The sequence below is a fragment of the Candidatus Blochmannia festinatus (nom. nud.) genome (assembly GCF_059936355.1).
In genome coordinates this window covers 346,608-364,219 of the sequence record NZ_CP012116.1, presented here as the reverse complement: position 1 = coordinate 364,219, position 17,612 = coordinate 346,608, and the positions used below count along the sequence as shown (strand labels likewise).

Sequence of the window (17,612 nt, the reverse complement as noted above, 5' to 3'; positions counted from 1 at the left end):
TTTATATACCCCAAATAATTATTATTCCCAATAATAAATATATATAAACTACAGAGCTGACTAAGCGTATTCCTAATTGTTTCAATTTAACTGATTGAATATAATCTTCTAATACATGTTTTACGCCAATCCAAATATGTTTCAAAAGAAATAATAAAGTTATACCATTAAATATTCGGATTTTATTGCTATAAAAAAAATCGCACCATTTTTCATAAGATACAACATAATTACTAGATAAAATAAAATTTAATATACATAACATGTATATCATCATTAAAATCGCAGATAATCGTACTATTAACCACTCATACACTCCATAATGCTTTAATAAATTTAATTTTTTTATGAAGACCATCATATATTTATGCCTATAAAAATAGATAAAAAAATAACTAATAAAAATACAATAATTACACTAATTTTTCCTATCAACAAAGTTTGCTTAAGATATCCAAAATCCATTAACATTTGTCGTATTCCAAAAATTATATGATGACTTAATGTAATAGCTATACTCCACTTTAAAAATTGAAAAAAATAATTATCTGTTAATAAATAATTACTAATTTTATAAAAATTATCTTCAGAAGATAACGATTTTCTTAATATCCATAACATTGGACCAATCGTTATAAATAAAAAAATTCCAGAAATTCTATGAAGAATTGAAGCTATTGCAGTAATAGGAAATTTTATCGTTCTTATATCTAACTGTATAAATTTTGAATTATTATTCATCATATATGCTCTTTTGAAAATTGTTAACAAATATCTATAGAATTCTAACGATACTAAACCATAATATGATTATGTGTTATTTGTGCTAAATGCAATCATTCACCGTATGTTATATTAAAATTTACAATATTTTTAATATATATAGAACAATTTTAAATAAAACGTTATAACAAATAATAAAATTATATATCATGTGATGTTTTGCTTATTATTAATAGATTAATAATTTTACTTATAAAGTATACATGATTTTTAATTAGAAAAATACTTATTATAAAATGTTACAAAAAGTATATTTCTTCAAAAGAGATATTGTTCGTTAATCAGAATGATATTTTCTTAGGATTATTAAAAAAATAAGTTGATACCTGTGTTCATATAACCAATATATATTAATATATATGATAAATTGTTTTATTAATTAAAAATTTTTTATATTTAATTATATTAGATAATAATAAAATGTATCATGTATTATCTTAATTTTTTAAATTTTGAATATTAATAATCTATTTGTATAAAAATTTTAATTTATTTAAATCATGATATTAACCCAGTAATTCTTGAGTATGATCAAATATATATTTTATGATATTTTTATCAAAAATTGATTAAAACCTTTAAAATTTATATCTTTTTAAAATATATAACTTACCAAGACAATAATTTTTATAAAATTACTTTTTTAATATATTATTAATGTTATCTATCAGACATCTCAATGAAATTATATATCATGAATATAATCCATAAATAATAGATTATAATTTATATTAAAATTAATTGTCATATAATAAGAAGAAAAATATAATATAATAAATTTTAAGAATATAAATATCATACATTAATGTATGATATTTATATCAAGAAATAATTACAATAATCCATTAATAACATAGGGTTAAAATATGAAAAACACATCAATAGGTATTTTTTTTGGTAGTGATACTGGTAATACTGAAAAACTTGCTAATATGATTCAAAAAACACTAGGAAAAGATTTATCAAGTATTTTTGATATTGCTGATAGTTCTAAGAAAGATATAGAAACTTATGATCAATTAATATTTGGTATTCCTACTTGGTATTATGGAGAACCTCAATGTGATTGGGATTCATTTTTACCTGAGTTTAAAAATATAAATTTTGTTGGAAAAAAAGTGGCAATTTTTGGATGCGGAGATCAAGAAGATTATTCAGAATATTTTTGTGATGCTATGAGTATTTTATACAAAATTGTTGTAAAAAATGGAGCAAATATAGTTGGGTTATGGCCTAGTTCAGGTTATCATTTTGATATGTCGAAAAGTATCACTGATAATAATCAATTTGTTGGTTTAGCAATAGATGAAGATAGGCAGCCAGAATTAACTGAAATTCGAGTAAAAAATTGGGTTTCTAAAATTTGCTTAGAGATGAAAATGTAATATAGTCAGTAATTTATATTTGTAATACAAGTTAATTTTTTATTGAAGCTCTTTTTAAATTTACAATTCTGTTAAAAACTAAATCAATAAATTTACTGCACTTATAATCTAAAATAAAATAACCTTCTCGTTCAAATTGATATGGACCAGGATTATTAAAAAAAGATATATTCGATTCAACAAATCCACTTAAAGTTATTAAAGAATTAGGATTAATAATACTTAACAAGTTTTTTGCAGAAGCAGGATTAGAATGAGTAAATAATTTTTCATATAAACGAAATTTTGCTGGTGTACTATTCTTTGAAGATATCCAATGAATCACCCCTTGAACTTGTTTTTTTTGATTCATAGGATTTTTGTTTAAGGTATGTGGATTGAAACTGCAGTATATAGTCGAAATATTACCATGTATATCTTTTTTAATATGATTAGCAGTGATAACATAAGCATATCTTAAACGAATTTCCTTTCCTATAGTCAATTTAGGAAAATTATGATTCGGTAGTTCTTCATAAAAATCAGAACGATCAATAAAAATTTCTTTAGTAAAAATTATAGAACGAGTTCCCATGCTCTGATCTTTAGGATGATTAGGAACAACAATATTTTCTGTATATCCATCTGGTAAATTACTTATAATAATTTTTACAGGGTTAATTACTGCCATTAGTCTAGGTGCTATTTTATTTAAATCATTGCGAACACACGATTCTAATACTGATAATTCTATTTGACTATCTTGCTTACTAACTCCAATACATTTGCAAAATTCACGAATTGATTGAGCTGTATATCCTCTACGTCTTAATCCAGAAATAGTAAGTAGACGCGGATCATCCCAGCCATCTACTACATTATTTTTAACTAAAATACTTAATTTTCGTTTAGAAGTTACTACATATTTTAAGTTAAGCCGAGAAAATTCATATTGTTCTGGACATTGAGTAATGTTAATATTTTTTAATATCCAGTTATATAAACGACGATTTTCTTGAAACTCTAAGGTACATAATGAGTGTGTAATACCTTCTATTGCATCTGAAATACAATGACTAAAATCATATGTTGGATAAATACACCATTTTTTTCCAATACGATGATGTGGGGTATATTTTACTCGATATAATACCGGATCCCTCATTATCAAAGAAGAATCGGACATATCTATTTTTGCTCTTAAACATACTTTACCTTCTGAGAATTTTCCATTACGCATATCAGCAAAATAAATCAGATTTTCTTTAATACTTCGACATCTATACGGACTATTTATACCAATTTTTGTTAATGTACCTCGATATTGTCTAATTTCATATACAGATAATTCATCAACATATGCTAATCCTTTTTTAATCAACTCTACAGCATATTTGTATAATTGTTCAAAATAATCTGAAGTATAACTTACTTTATTATTCCATACAAAACCAAGCCATTTAATATCATATTTGATAGCATTTACGTACTCTTTGTGTTCTTTTTCTGGATTTGTATCATCGAATCTTAAGTTACATTTCCCATTATAATTTTGAGCGATACCAAAATTTAAACAAATAGACTTAGCATGCCCAATATGTAAGTAACCATTTGGTTCTGGAGGAAATCTTGTACATATTTTAATGTATTTTTTGGATTTTAAATCTTTATCAATAATATTATATATAAAATTAGGTTTATAATACATGATAGTTCTTAATATTTAAAAAAAAATCGGATGTATATTTTATGTATTATTTAATAAATATACAATAAAACAATTAATATTAATTAAAATAAATGTTAAAAATTAATTAAGTATTTTTAATTTTTTAAAATATTGTAATTATTATTATATTCGATATAATCAGATTTAATTTCATTCTTTATTTAAAAATAAGAATAATTAATCTTGTTTAGTCTTATTAAGTTGATCTTTATGCTCTAATTATTTATATATTTATAAATGAATATTAGATTATTACAATATAGAACATTAAGTAATAAATATTCATTAAAATTTTATATTAACTATAAATGTTAGTTCATGGTAATATATGATTTACATCATATTGAGGATTAAAAATTTTTTATATTTATTTTATTAATAACTTTTAACTTGTAATTTAAATTGTCGATAAAGATTATTTATGAGAGTTATATTTTTAAATAATTCAAATCAAATTGCTCAATGGGTTTCACATTACATAGTTTGGAAAATAAATTCTTTTCATCCTACTGAAATAAATCCGTTTATATTAGGATTGCCAACAGGAAGTACTCCAATAAAAACGTATAAAAATCTTATAAAAATATATCAAGATGGACAAGTAAGTTTTAAGCACATAATAGTATTTATGATGGATGAATATCTTGGGTTATCTCAAGAGGATAAAGGAAGTTACTATAATTTTATACATAAAAATTTTATTGATCACATCGATATTAAAAAAGAGAATGTAAATTTTTTAAATGGAAATGCTGATGATTTAAATTTTGAATGCGAAAGATACGAAAAAAAAATTAAATCATACGGGAATATTCATTTATTTATAGGAGGTGTTGGTAGTGATGGACATCTTGCTTTTAATGAACCTGGATCTTCTTTAAATTCAAGAACTCGAATTAAAAATTTAAGTAAGGAAACACGATTATCAAACTCTAGATTTTTTGATAATAACATTGATTTTGTTCCAAAATTTGCGTTAACTATTGGATTAGCTACATTACTTGAATCTCAAGAAATAATAATAATAGCTACAGGACGAGATAAAGCAGTTGCAGTGCAAGCTGCAATTGAAGGCAGTATTAATCACATGTGGACTATAAGTTGCTTACAATTACATCCAAAATCTATATTAATATGCGATGATTCATCAACTATGGAACTTAAAATAAAGACTGTTAAATATTTTCAAGAATTAGAAACACATAATCCAGCTGTTTTTAATTATTGAGCTTTATTTTATTATCGTAATAATGATTATAACATGTATGCTTTAATTAATAGTAAGATGTATACTGGATATGGTATACTGAATAATCAAGCTCTTATTATATCTAATGGATATATTAAAGAAATTTGTCCAATTGATTATTTACCTGCTAACATAAAAACCCATAATTTATTGGGACTAATTATGTCTCCTGGATTCATAGATTTACAGCTTAATGGATGTGGTGGTGTACAATTTAATGATGATATACAATCGATATCTATGAAAACATTAGAAATTATGAAAGTTACTAATAGACGATTTGGTTGCACTAGTTTTTTGCCAACATTAATTACTAGTAGTGATTTTTTGATAAAAAAATCTGTTGAAGTAATACGTATGTTTTTAAATCAAAATAAAAATCAAGTTTTAGGTTTGCATTTAGAAGGTCCTTTTCTTAATTCTAAAAGAAAAGGAATACATAATTCTAATTTAATTAGAATGCCAACAAAAGAAATAATACACTACTTATGTAATAATAGTAATATTATTAGAAAAATTACCTTAGCTCCTGAAAAATTAGATTGTATGGTAATTAAAGAACTACGAAAATCAGGGATATGTGTATCTATTGGTCATTCTAATGCTACTTATGATGAATCTAAACTTAGTTTTTCATTCGGAGTATCCTGTGGAACTCATTTATTCAATGCCATGCCTCCGATATGTGCTCGAGAACCAGGAGTTATTGGAGCTATTTTTGATACTCCGAAAATTTACTGCAGTATCATAGCAGATGGCATACATGTGCATTGGAATAATGTAAAATTTGCTAAACAAATAAAAAAAGATTATTTAATCTTAGTAACTGATGGAACTAGCCCTTCTGGAGCAAAACATATTACTGATTTTATTTTTTCTGGTGAAACTGTATTTCATCGTAATAACATGTGCATAAATAACCATGGTGTGCTTAGTGGATCTAATTTGACAATGGTTCAAGCTATACAAAACAGTGTAAAACATGCTAATATTCCTTTGGACGAAGCGTTACGTATGGCTACTTTGTACCCAGCTCGAGCCATAGGAGTAGATGGTGATTTAGGCAGTATAGAAAAAGATAAGATTGCTAATCTAACTATTTTTAATAAACAATACCAAATAAAAAAAACTATCGTGAATGGAGAAATATATACAATTTCTAATTAAGTAGTAAAATAGAGAAAAATTAATAGTATTTTATATTAAAATTTGATTGATTAATATTATTTTATTTATTTAATTTTTTAAATAAATATAGGCTGTATTAATGAAATCAGTTTATACTAAAATTAGTTTTAAATTTGATCAATGAATTTTTATTTGGAAGATACAAATTCATTTTTGATAAATAATTCTTTAGAATACATTATATAATATATTCTATGAGTTTTAATATTACAAATAAAAATTAATTTTGTAACTATTGCATATATTAATAGTGTGTATTGGCTACGTAGCTCAGTTGGTTAGAGCGCAGCACTCATAATGCTGAGGGCACAGGTTCAAATCCTGTCGTAGCTATTATTTCTTTTATTTTTATATAAATTTTATATAAAAATAATTAAAAATTTTTATTTATTTTATATAATTATAATTTATGTAAATTAATTATCTTATATAAGAAGATACGGGAGTGGCGAAATAGGCAGACGCTCCAGATTTAGGTTCTGGGACCATCAGGTATGCGAGTTCAAATCTCGTCTCCCGTATTTTTTAATATAAAATAATTTATGATTCATGTATAACATATGATGTGGGGTATAGCCAAGAGGAAAGGCAACGGGTTTTGATCCCGTCATTCCCAGGTTCGAATCCTGGTGCCCCAGTTTTTGATTTTAGGTAATAAATAACTAAATTGTACTAGTATGGTATAATATTTAGTAGTACTAACAAGCTTTAATTACACTAAATTTTATTTAATTATTTAACTATTTAATAAAATTTAACGTACCTACTGCATATTTTAATATTTTTTTCTTTATGCAAGGTATTCTTTCTATTGCCATAAAAGTCATATTTCTTGTGATTTTTAATGGTAAAAAATTATTATGAAATATCACATATAACCAATGTATACTATTTTGCATTAAATACACATCAATTTTTCGATATTTTTGATAGGATTGCAATATAGTGTTTAAAACATAACCATCTTTTTTAAAATCAATTATTTGAATTAATAATTCAGATAATTTTATAACATCTCGAATACCTAAATTGATTCCCTGTCCAGCTAAAGGATGAATTGTATGTGCTGCATCTCCAATTAAAGCTCCTCCAGAAAAAATAGAACAGTTCGCTTTTTGGCTATGCAAAGGAATTGTACATATGTTATGTAATGAAAAATCTCCCAATTGCTTATAAAAATTATCTTTTATTTTTTTCTCTAAAATTAATCTAGGTAAACATTTTAGTTGACGAATATATCTGCTTTTATCAAACCACATCAATGATCCCCAGCAATCATATAAAGGCAAAAAACCTATAGGTCCTCGTGGAGTAAAAACTTGCCAAATTGTTCCTTTTTTAGAATGTTTTGTTTTAATAGTTAATAGCATGCAATATTGATCATATATATATTCTGTTATTCCAATGCCTATTTTTTTTCGAATTTGGGAATTTACCCCATCAGCCCCTATTAATAATCTACTATTTATCACAATACCATCATTTAAAGTACATTGCCAATATTTACCATCATACTTTAAGGCAGTTAGTATAGATGAATAATACAATGTTATTTTTGAAGAATCTATCATTTTTTTCCATAAAGCTAATTTTAATCGATTATTTTCAATGATATACCCCATTTCGGATAAGCCTATAGAATTAGCATTAAATGTTACCATGGATATAGGCCATTCCCATACTTTTAAACAATGATATGATGTGCAAAATTTTGAAGGAATATCTTTCCAAATATTAATTTTTCTAAAAAATTCTACTGAAACATAATTAATTGCAGAAACTCGAGCGTTTGGTACAATACTACTATTTTCTGTCAAAATTAAATTATTATCATTTACTACAGCAACTGCCATTCCAGATTGTGCTAAACGTAATGCTAATGATGATCCTATAATACCAGCTCCAAATATTAGTACGTCATAAAATGATTTGTTATTCATATTATTTTATCTACAATTTTATATTTTCTATATTAGAATAATACGTTGCAAGATTGCAAACATATTTCTATAAATACACGAATTTTAATAAAATTTGTAGTAAAATTTGTCTTGAATATTAAAATTGTCATATTTATAACATGAAATATGTTTATAATATATCAATAATGTTATCTATATATACATAGATGTACTTATACTGTATATTTTTATTAAAAAATTATTGTTTTTTATAATTATTTTATTAATATAGTTATAATAAATTTAATTAATAATGTTATAGTGTTATACAACACATTTACATTGAATATGATTTAAATTTATAAATTTTATTATAAGCATTAGTTTTGATAATTTTAATTAATTTATAAGAATAAGGAAATAATATTTGAATGTAAAAACTGCAGAAATTGCATTAACACCAATAAATAACAATAGATTAAATAGTTTATGTGGACCTTTCAATGATAATTTAAAACAATTTGAACATCAGCTGAAAATCACTATTAATAGACATAATAATATTTTTAAGTTAAAAGGACTACCTTTATCAATAGATATCGCTATTAAAACTTTAATAGCTTTATATAAAAACACAATATCCATACACGGAATAATTAATGATATTAATCCAACACAAGTGTCATTTGCCATTCAATATATTCAAGAATTAACAAAACAACCAAATTTTTTGAATAATGTGAAAAATAATTCTATTTCAATACAAATGCAAATTATATTAAAACATAGAACTATTAGGCCTCGCACTATAAATCAAGCTCGATATATTGCTAATATCTTTAACCATGATGTTACATTTGGAATAGGACCTTCAGGTACAGGAAAAACATATTTAGCAATAGCTATTGCAATTGATTTATTAGAACGTAAAAAAAACCAACATATTATTCTAAGTAGACCTGCTATTGAAGCAGGAGAAAAATTAGGTTTTTTACCTGGAAATTTTAATCAAAAAACAGATCCTTATATACAACCATTGTATGATGCATTAAATGATGTATTAGGATATAAACAAATGGAACAACTAATGCAAAATAATATGATTGAGGTAATCCCATTAGCGTACATGCGTGGACGAACATTAAATAATGCTATTGTTATTTTAGATGAAAGCCAAAACACAACTATTACACAAATGAAAATGTTTTTAACTCGAATTGGATATAATTCTAAAGCAATTATTACTGGAGATATTACTCAAGTTGATTTACCATCACATCAAGAATCCGGGTTATCACACGCCATTAAAATATTACCTATAATTAAAGATATTAGTTTTAACTTCTTTGATAAAACAGATTCAGTTCGCCATGCAATAGTTACTAAAATTATAGATGCATATGAATCTTGTGAATTAACATAAATTCTATATATTAAAATTTAAGGATATCATTTAACAATGAGCAATAAGATTACTCTTCATTTACAAATAGCATGCATAAATTTATACGGAATACCTAACGAACATATAATTAGGAATTGGGTAGAAAAAATTTTTTTTGTGTATAAAAAAAAAATAGAATTAACTATTCGAATAGTAGATACACAAGAAATGTTATTTTTGAATTGGTATTATGCAGGAAAGAAATATCCAACAAACGTTTTATCTTTCCCTTTTAAAGCTCCATCAGGAATACCATCTATATCATTAGGAGATATTATTATTTGTAAACAAATTGTAGAATATGAATCGAAACAATACAATGTGTCTTCTATTATACATTGGGCTCATATGATCATTCATGGATCATTACATTTATTGGGATACAATCATATTTTGAATGACGATGCTGAATTAATGTATAAAATGGAATTAAATCTGATCCAAAAATTTGGATATCAAACATGTTGTGTTTTTAATTAAAAGCATTTTTATAAAAAATAAATGTATATAATAATATTATGAATAATAATGTGGAGGAAAATACTAATTTAATCCGAAAAAAAAATTTCTTTACCATAATATTACGTCATTTATTTCGAGATAATTTTAAAAATAGAAGTGATTTATTAAATTTAATTCGTGATTTTGAGGAAAATTCTTTAATCGATACAGATACAAAAAATATGTTAGAAGGAGTAATGGAAATTGTTGAACAAAAAGTTAGAGATATTATGGTGCCTAGATCTCAAATTATATTTTTAAAAAATACACAATCTTGGGATGAACAATTATCTATTATCATTAAATCTGCTCATTCTAGATTTCCAGTGTTACATGGAAATCTAGATCAAATTAAAGGTATTCTTATCGCTAAAGATTTATTGCCTTTCATGCTGAATAAATCTCAATCATGTGATATTGATCAAATTTTACGTCCAGCTATGGTAGTACCAGAAAATAAAGGTGTCGATAGAATGTTAAAAGAATTTCGAGCAAAACGATGTCATATGGCAATTATAATTGATGAATTTGGGAGTATGTCTGGTATTATCACAATTGAAGATATATTGGAACTAATTGTAGGTGAAATTGAAGATGAATATGATAATAAAAACTCGTGTAATATTTATCAAATAAATGACCATACTTTTTTAGTGAAAGCATTAACTTCTATTAATGATTTTAACAAAATGTTTAACTCTAATTTTTATAATGAAGAAATAGATACTATAGGAGGATTTGTTATGCAATCTTTTGGACATTTACCTACAAATGGAGAATCTATTAATATTTCTGGTTATACTTTTAAGGTTACTATTACTAATAATCATCGTATTATTCAATTATTAGTACAAATTCCTAACAATACATTATATCTATCTAATAAATAAAAATTTTTACTGATATGTGTTCAATTGTGATTTCAAATTTTAAGAATAAATATGCACAACTAATATTAGCATTTACGTTCGGCATGTTTGGTATATTAGCATTTTCTCCGTATGATTTTTGGCCAGCTAGCATTATTTCTTTAACTGGTTTGTTCGTAGTAATTTTAAATGTTTCATGTAAACAAGCCATATGGAATTCATTATTATGGGGATTAGGTTTTTTTGGTACCGGATTATATTGGATTTATATTGGTATTTCACAATATTTTAATATTAACGAGATTATAAGTTTTTTATTAATTTTTATATTAATAATATACTTAACTATTTTTCCAGTATTATTTGCTATTTTTTTTATAATATTACAATCATTTCCAATTAAATGGAATACATTGAGTATTGTTGTATCAATACTATGGTCTATTGTTGAGCGTGTTAGAGGAAATATTTGCAGTGGATTTCCTTGGTTGCAATTCGGATATACTCAAATTGATGGACCAATGAAAGGGATAGCACCTATTTTAGGAGTAGAAGGTATAACATTTATCTTAGTATTTATTAGTATTTTATTTGCATTAAGCATAAAAACAATACAATTGTTCCCATTTTTTTTATCTCTAATTATATTAATATTGCTATATCCATTAACATGGATTAAATGGTATCATTTAGAACCTGATCGAATTACTACTATTTCTTTAGTTCAAGGCAATATTGATCCGCATTTAGAGTATAATGTAAATCATATTGAATTGGCATTACAAACATATCTAAAACATACTTTACCTTTGATTGGAAAAACAAAAATTGTTATATGGCCCGAATCAGCTATTCTTGGGCATGAATTATTTCACAATAAATTCTTAACATTATTAGATAATCAATTAAGAGAATATAATACTTGTTTAATTACCGGAATTATCAATAGTAAATTTTCTACTAAAAAAAATAAATATTATCATTATAATAGTATTATTGTATTAGGAAATACAACGCCCTATACATATCTAAACAATAACAGATATAATAAGCATCATTTAGTTTTATGTGCTGAAAGATTTCCGTTACAATATTTTTTTGAACCCTTATTTCAATATTTTAAAATACCTATTGCCTTTATGAAAAGTGGTTGTTATCTACAGCCACAATTAAATATTATGAATATAAAAATAACTGCTGCCATTTGTTATGAAATAATTTTAGGTAATCAAATACGTGATAATTTTAAAGTTAATAGTGATTTTTTATTAACTATTGCTAATGATATATGGTTTGGACATTCTATAGGTCCTTGGCAACATTTTCAAATGGCACGCATGAGAGCAATAGAACTAGGAAGACCTATGTTGTTTTGTACAAATAGCGGTATAACTGCTATCATTTATGCGGATGGATCTATCAAATCACAAATTCCTCAGTTTGTCTCTACTACACTTACTGAGAATGTAATTCCAACTACAGGTCTCACTCCATATGTGAAGTTTGGATCATGGTGGTTATTTACAATAATTATAATAATATGCATTATATATCCATTATTGCTAATCAGTAATATGTTTCTTAAACAATTTTATAATTATAATCGAAAACGTAATTAAAAACCGACAACTATATTTAATTAATTTATATTGAAATATTGTTTCGTATATCAAAAAAAAATATAATCGATACTATTAAGAATTTGTTATTTTTATTAAAAAATTATTAAATTTAATACAATTAAAGTTATGGATAAATTTTATTCTCCTAATCATATAGAACATATAATTCAAAAATATTGGTATGAACAAAAAATATTTTCGGTGAAAGAAGATAAAAAAAAACAAAAGTATTACTGTTTATCTATGATTCCATACCCATCTGGAAAATTACATATGGGTCATGTTAGAAATTACACCATTGGAGATGTGATTTCTAGATATCAACGTATGCTTGGTAAGAATGTATTACAACCAATGGGATGGGATGCTTTCGGATTACCTGCAGAACAAGCTGCAATAATAAATAATACAGACCCATCGGAATGGACATATTCTAATATCTCTTATATGAAAAACCAATTAAAATCATTAGGTTTTGCTTATGATTGGAATAGAGAAATTATTACTTGTAAATCTGAATATTATAAATGGGAACAGTGGTTTTTCAATTATCTATATAAAAAAGGATTGGTTTATAAAAAAACAACAGTAGTGAATTGGTGTTCGTATCATAAAACTGTTCTAGCAAATGAACAAGTTATTAACAATAATTGTTGGAGGTGTCAAAATCCAATACAGTATAAAAAAATGTCACAATGGTTTATGAAAATTACTCATTATGCAGAAGAATTATTAGAAAGATTAGACCAATTAAAATATTGGCCTAACCAAGTTAAGGTTATGCAACGAAATTGGATTGGACGATCTACAGGAGTTAATGTTATTTTTAAAATTATGAACAGTACAAAAACTATTACCGTCCATTTAACTAGATTAGATATTTTTATGGGAATCACTTACTTAGCATTATCAACAGATAATCCTATGTCCTCAATAATAGCTGAAACTAATTCAAAAGTAAATGATTTTATTAATACTTATAATGTAGATTTAATACAATTTTATAAAAAAGATTATATTAATAAAAACAGAAAAGGTATATTTACTCATATTTATGCAATTCATCCAATTAATAATAACAAATTGCCAATTTGGATAGTAAATTTTGTAGTTCCTGTAGAAATCGACGGAATAGGAGCAATTGCAGCATGTCCTGCTCATAATCAGCAAGATTGGGAATTTGCTCATCAATATCATTTACCAATAAAACCTGTTATTAAATATGCAAACAACAAATTGCCTAATATTCAAACTAAAGCAATGGTCAAATTAGGAATATTATTTAATTCTGGTGATTTTGATGGATTGACTTCTAATATTGCTTCTAATGTTATTACTCAAGTATTAATTGATAATAAATTAGCTAGTTCTAAGATAGTATATCGTTTAAAAGATTGGAGTATATCACGCCAACGTTATTGGGGGGTTCCAGTGCCAATGATAACCTTAAAAAATGGAATCATTGAACCTGTTCCTTTAAATGAATTACCGGTAACTTTCCCCAAAAAATTATATTTCTCTTATTACGATACCAATAATTCTATGGAACTAAATATAAATAATTGGATGAAAATTATATATAAAAATCAAAATGCTATTAGAGATATTGATACCTTTGATACATTTATGGAGTCATCTTGGTATTATGCGCGTTATACTTGTCCTAATTATCATAAAGGAATGTTAGATCCCAATGCTGCTAATTATTGGTTACCAATTGATCAATATATAGGAGGAATTGAGCATTCTACTATGCATTTAATATATTTTCGTTTTTACCATAAATTAATGAGAGATGCAGGTCTAATAAATTCACATGAACCAGCAATACGATTGTTATGTCAGGGAATGATATTATCAGAAGCATTTTATTATATATCAAGTAATGGTCAAAAAATATGGGTATCTCCTACTAATGTAATAGTTACTCGGAATAATACAGGTCATGTAATAAAATCTGTTGATGTAAATGGTAATAATTTAATTTATGCTGGAATGTGTAAAATGTCTAAATCTAAAAATAATGGCATTGATCCAAATTCAATGATTCAAAAATATGGTGCAGATGCTGTTCGTTTTTTTATAATGTTTGCAGCTCCAGTTCATTCTGCATTAGAATGGAGAGAATCCGGAATTGAAGGGGCTTATCGATTTCTCAAACGACTATGGAATATAACTTATCAACATGTTAAATTGGGACTGGTCAATGATGAACTTCATTTTTGTAAACTTAGTAATGAAAATAAATCTACCAGACATTTAGTACATACAACCATAATAAAAGTTACCGACGATATTGATCGGCGACAGTCCTTTAATACTGCTTTATCAGCTATTATGCAATTAGTCAATCATTTAAAAAATGTTTCTCAAATCAGTATTCAAGATAGAATAGTTTTGCAAGAAGCTCTTTCTGTGACAATACGATTATTATATCCATTTACTCCCCATATTAGTTTTGCTCTATGGAAATCATTAGGAAATACAGAAAACATTGATCATGCTTCATGGCCAATGTTTGATAATAAAGCAATACAAGATAAAAATGTACTTATTATTGTACAAGTAAACGGTAAAAAAAAGACAAGTATCATTATTTCAAAAAATAGTAATAAAAACGTAATTTATAAAATAGCAGAACAGTCAATTAAATTATATAAAAATTTTAAAAAAAAACAAGTATATAAAATCATATATATTCCCAATAAAGTGATTAATTTTCTTATAAAATAAATATCAATGTTTTCAATAAAAAATTTTTTATTTTTTTTAAGAAAAGATATTTATATATTATTAATATTATTTTCAGGGTGTAGTTATCAATTAATTACTACAAATACACGCAATATATGTAATGAAAAAAACTTTGACATTGATAAAAACAAACAATTGACAGTTTTACTAAGAAGTTCTGATTCATTTAATTCTCTCACTCGATATATAAAGCAAGAATTGTATATAAATAATATAGATACTATTGATAATATATATGATAATACCACTATCATAAATAAAAATTACAAATCACATATACCCAGTTTAAATATTATGCATATTTCAAAAAAACATATGACTATTTCTGTATTTCCAAATGGGATAGAATCTGAATATCAAATAATTTTAAAAATACAAGCCGAATTTTTTATTCCTCATCAAGTTAATTGTTATCCTGTTTTGATTCAAATATATAGAAATTTTATAAAAAATCCAGAAAAAGCTTTATCTAATTTAATACAAGAAAATGAAATGCTAGAAGAAATGTATCAAGATGTAGCATATAAATTAACAAAACAATTCATTAATTGTATTAATGAATATAAACAACAATAAAATATTATATTGAATATTTGTATAAATTAATTAATTGTTAAAAACTGTATGATTTGGATATATTCGGAACAACTATCTGAAGAATTAAATAAAGATAATAATCGCATATATGTATTATATGGAGATGATTTATGTTTATTACAAGACAGTCATTTAGATATTTTAAATTCAATTAAGAAATTACACAATTTAGAACATTTTCAAGTTAGATTAAACACGCATTTTAATTGGAATGAAATTTTCGAATTATGTAAAATAACTGATTTATTTTCAAAACTAAAAGTACTATCAATACTTTTTTCTAAAAATTACCCTATTTCTTATTTTGAAAAAAACAGCTCAATTTTGTTATCATTAATTCATGATAACCTAATATTAATTTTAATTATATATACATCTAATCAGATCAGCCAACATAGTATATGGGTAAACTTTTTAAAGAAAAAAAGCTTATTTATCAACTGTACTACACTGAAATATTCAAGACTGTTAACATGGATACAAAGTCAATCCAAAAGCATGAATTTAATCATAGAAAATTTAGCTTGTCAATTGTTATGCTATTATTACGAAGGTAACACAATTTTATTAAAACAAACATTACAACATCTATCTTTAGTTTATCCTGACGGAAATTTAACTTATGATCGAATTAAAAATATTACAGAGGATTCATCTTGTTTTAATTCTAATCATTGGTTAGAATCGATATTAATAGGTAAAAAACAACGTGCAAATCGAATTTTAACACAATTAAATCAAATGCATTTTAATCTAAAAGTATTATTACATAAAATTCAATATGAAATATTATTAATAATTCAGATTAAATATGATACAAAAATACAAGAAAATATATTACCCCTATTATTTAATAAATATAAAGTATATACTCAGTATCGTCGTGTACTTTTATCAAAAGCAATTCATAGATTAAATTTAATTCAATTACATAAAGCTATATCATTATTAACGCAGATGGAACTAAAATACCATCAAAATTATACAGAAGTTTCTAAAATAGATTTTGAATTATTAACAGAAATATTATGTTAAAAATATAATAATAACATAATTTAATTAAAAATCAGATATTTGATAATAACTTGATCTTTTAATTTCAATAGTAATGAAAATGTGATGTATCACACCTATATAAAATATAACTATGTGATCTTTTTTGAATGAAATAAACCAATAAACATTTAATAATAAAAATTATATTATAATGATAATATCATAACAATATAAAAGTTATATAAATATTTTAAAAGGAATACTGAAATTTGAAATTTGAAATATTAAAACAACTTGTGATTAATTGTATTAATGATTTAAAAGGACAAGATATTATTTGTTTAGATATAAATGCTAATAAATATAAATACAGTATTACAAATTTGATGATTTTTTGCACTGGGCAATCCAATCATCATGTTGTTTCTATTGCTCATAATATAGTAAAACAATGTCGTAATATAGGTTATCAAAAATCTTACAGAATAGAAGGTATAGAGTTTGGAGAATGGGTTTTAGTTGATTTAGATGATATAATAATACATATTATGAAAAGTGAAACTCGAAAATTATATGAATTAGAAAAATTATGGATTTAGTATATTTTAAAAAATA

At 24.5% G+C, this 17,612-nt stretch carries 15 protein-coding genes and 3 tRNA genes; 14 read left to right on the top strand and 4 right to left on the bottom strand.

Annotated elements, in window-relative coordinates:
* Window position 1: 1 nt before the first annotated feature.
* The gene (gene sdhD / locus Bfest607_RS01665) at window positions 2-361 is read right to left on the bottom strand and encodes a succinate dehydrogenase, hydrophobic membrane anchor protein (RefSeq protein WP_500838025.1); all 360 of its coding nucleotides are present in this window, start codon (window positions 359-361) and stop codon (window positions 2-4) included.
* Complete coding sequence (sdhC, locus tag Bfest607_RS01660) at window positions 358-744, bottom strand: succinate dehydrogenase, cytochrome b556 subunit (protein ID WP_500838024.1); 387 nt, start codon at window positions 742-744, stop codon at window positions 358-360. The genes sdhD and sdhC overlap by 4 nt, the downstream gene beginning before the upstream one ends.
* 905 nt (window positions 745-1,649) lie before the next feature.
* On the opposite strand from sdhC, the gene fldA reads away from it, so the two are divergent.
* The gene (fldA, locus tag Bfest607_RS01655; RefSeq protein WP_500838023.1) at window positions 1,650-2,168 is read left to right on the top strand and encodes a flavodoxin FldA; all 519 of its coding nucleotides are present in this window, start codon (window positions 1,650-1,652) and stop codon (window positions 2,166-2,168) included.
* A 31-nt stretch (window positions 2,169-2,199) separates the two neighbouring features.
* Here fldA and glnS read toward each other — a convergent pair whose 3' ends face one another.
* A complete protein-coding gene (glnS, locus tag Bfest607_RS01650) occupies window positions 2,200-3,855 on the bottom strand; it encodes a glutamine--tRNA ligase (protein ID WP_500838022.1) in 1,656 nt (551 codons plus the stop codon).
* A 442-nt stretch (window positions 3,856-4,297) separates the two neighbouring features.
* Between glnS and nagB the strand changes: the two genes are divergently transcribed.
* From nagB to Bfest607_RS01625, 5 genes are all read left to right on the top strand, one after another.
* Window positions 4,298-5,104, top strand: a complete 807-nt coding sequence (gene nagB / locus Bfest607_RS01645; protein ID WP_500838021.1) for a glucosamine-6-phosphate deaminase — start codon at window positions 4,298-4,300, stop codon at window positions 5,102-5,104.
* Window positions 5,105-5,137: 33 nt separating this feature from the next.
* Window positions 5,138-6,292 carry an N-acetylglucosamine-6-phosphate deacetylase gene (nagA, locus tag Bfest607_RS01640; protein ID WP_500838020.1) on the top strand — a complete coding sequence of 385 codons (1,155 nt, stop codon included), beginning with the start codon at window positions 5,138-5,140 and terminating at the stop codon, window positions 6,290-6,292.
* Window positions 6,293-6,572: 280 nt separating this feature from the next.
* A tRNA-Met gene (locus tag Bfest607_RS01635) sits at window positions 6,573-6,646 on the top strand.
* 106 nt (window positions 6,647-6,752) lie between these two features.
* Window positions 6,753-6,834: transfer RNA gene (locus Bfest607_RS01630), tRNA-Leu, on the top strand.
* A 45-nt stretch (window positions 6,835-6,879) separates the two neighbouring features.
* A tRNA-Gln gene (locus Bfest607_RS01625) sits at window positions 6,880-6,951 on the top strand.
* A 102-nt stretch (window positions 6,952-7,053) separates the two neighbouring features.
* On the opposite strand, the gene Bfest607_RS01620 is transcribed toward Bfest607_RS01625, so the two are convergent.
* Window positions 7,054-8,253 carry an FAD-dependent monooxygenase gene (locus tag Bfest607_RS01620; RefSeq protein WP_500838019.1) on the bottom strand — a complete coding sequence of 400 codons (1,200 nt, stop codon included), beginning with the start codon at window positions 8,251-8,253 and terminating at the stop codon, window positions 7,054-7,056.
* A 388-nt stretch (window positions 8,254-8,641) separates the two neighbouring features.
* Between Bfest607_RS01620 and Bfest607_RS01615 the strand changes: the two genes are divergently transcribed.
* The 8 genes from Bfest607_RS01615 to rsfS all read left to right on the top strand — a co-directional run bounded on the left by Bfest607_RS01615 (window position 8,642) and on the right by rsfS (window position 17,596).
* Window positions 8,642-9,637, top strand: a complete 996-nt coding sequence (locus Bfest607_RS01615; RefSeq protein ID WP_500838018.1) for a PhoH family protein — start codon at window positions 8,642-8,644, stop codon at window positions 9,635-9,637.
* A 36-nt stretch (window positions 9,638-9,673) separates the two neighbouring features.
* A complete protein-coding gene (gene ybeY, locus Bfest607_RS01610; RefSeq protein WP_500838017.1) occupies window positions 9,674-10,138 on the top strand; it encodes an rRNA maturation RNase YbeY in 465 nt (154 codons plus the stop codon).
* 38 nt (window positions 10,139-10,176) lie between these two features.
* Window positions 10,177-11,049 (top strand): CNNM family magnesium/cobalt transport protein CorC, encoded by an 873-nt coding sequence (corC, locus tag Bfest607_RS01605; RefSeq protein ID WP_500838016.1) that lies wholly within the window; start codon window positions 10,177-10,179, stop codon window positions 11,047-11,049.
* 26 nt (window positions 11,050-11,075) lie between these two features.
* Window positions 11,076-12,647 (top strand): apolipoprotein N-acyltransferase, encoded by a 1,572-nt coding sequence (lnt, locus tag Bfest607_RS01600; RefSeq protein ID WP_500838562.1) that lies wholly within the window; start codon window positions 11,076-11,078, stop codon window positions 12,645-12,647.
* Window positions 12,648-12,776: 129 nt separating this feature from the next.
* Window positions 12,777-15,383, top strand: coding sequence for a leucine--tRNA ligase (gene leuS, locus Bfest607_RS01595; protein ID WP_500838561.1), 2,607 nt, complete (start codon window positions 12,777-12,779; stop codon window positions 15,381-15,383).
* Window positions 15,384-15,389: 6 nt separating this feature from the next.
* Window positions 15,390-15,980 (top strand): LPS-assembly lipoprotein LptE, encoded by a 591-nt coding sequence (locus Bfest607_RS01590; protein WP_500838560.1) that lies wholly within the window; start codon window positions 15,390-15,392, stop codon window positions 15,978-15,980.
* 48 nt (window positions 15,981-16,028) lie between these two features.
* A complete protein-coding gene (holA, locus tag Bfest607_RS01585; RefSeq protein ID WP_500838559.1) occupies window positions 16,029-17,036 on the top strand; it encodes a DNA polymerase III subunit delta in 1,008 nt (335 codons plus the stop codon).
* Window positions 17,037-17,266: 230 nt separating this feature from the next.
* Window positions 17,267-17,596 (top strand): ribosome silencing factor, encoded by a 330-nt coding sequence (gene rsfS, locus Bfest607_RS01580; RefSeq protein ID WP_500838558.1) that lies wholly within the window; start codon window positions 17,267-17,269, stop codon window positions 17,594-17,596.
* Window positions 17,597-17,612: the final 16 nt, after the last annotated feature.

Coding starts and splice junctions, on each gene's coding strand:
- Bfest607_RS01620 (WP_500838019.1), bottom strand. CDS start 8,253: ATGAATAACAAATCATTTTATGACGTACTAATATTTGGAGCTGGTATT.
- fldA (WP_500838023.1), top strand. CDS start 1,650: ATGAAAAACACATCAATAGGTATTTTTTTTGGTAGTGATACTGGTAAT.
- glnS (WP_500838022.1), bottom strand. CDS start 3,855: ATGTATTATAAACCTAATTTTATATATAATATTATTGATAAAGATTTA.
- sdhC (WP_500838024.1), bottom strand. CDS start 744: ATGATGAATAATAATTCAAAATTTATACAGTTAGATATAAGAACGATA.
- holA (WP_500838559.1), top strand. CDS start 16,029: ATGATTTGGATATATTCGGAACAACTATCTGAAGAATTAAATAAAGAT.
- sdhD (WP_500838025.1), bottom strand. CDS start 361: ATGATGGTCTTCATAAAAAAATTAAATTTATTAAAGCATTATGGAGTG.
- Bfest607_RS01590 (WP_500838560.1), top strand. CDS start 15,390: ATGTTTTCAATAAAAAATTTTTTATTTTTTTTAAGAAAAGATATTTAT.
- ybeY (WP_500838017.1), top strand. CDS start 9,674: ATGAGCAATAAGATTACTCTTCATTTACAAATAGCATGCATAAATTTA.
- nagB (WP_500838021.1), top strand. CDS start 4,298: ATGAGAGTTATATTTTTAAATAATTCAAATCAAATTGCTCAATGGGTT.
- nagA (WP_500838020.1), top strand. CDS start 5,138: ATGTATGCTTTAATTAATAGTAAGATGTATACTGGATATGGTATACTG.
- corC (WP_500838016.1), top strand. CDS start 10,177: ATGAATAATAATGTGGAGGAAAATACTAATTTAATCCGAAAAAAAAAT.
- leuS (WP_500838561.1), top strand. CDS start 12,777: ATGGATAAATTTTATTCTCCTAATCATATAGAACATATAATTCAAAAA.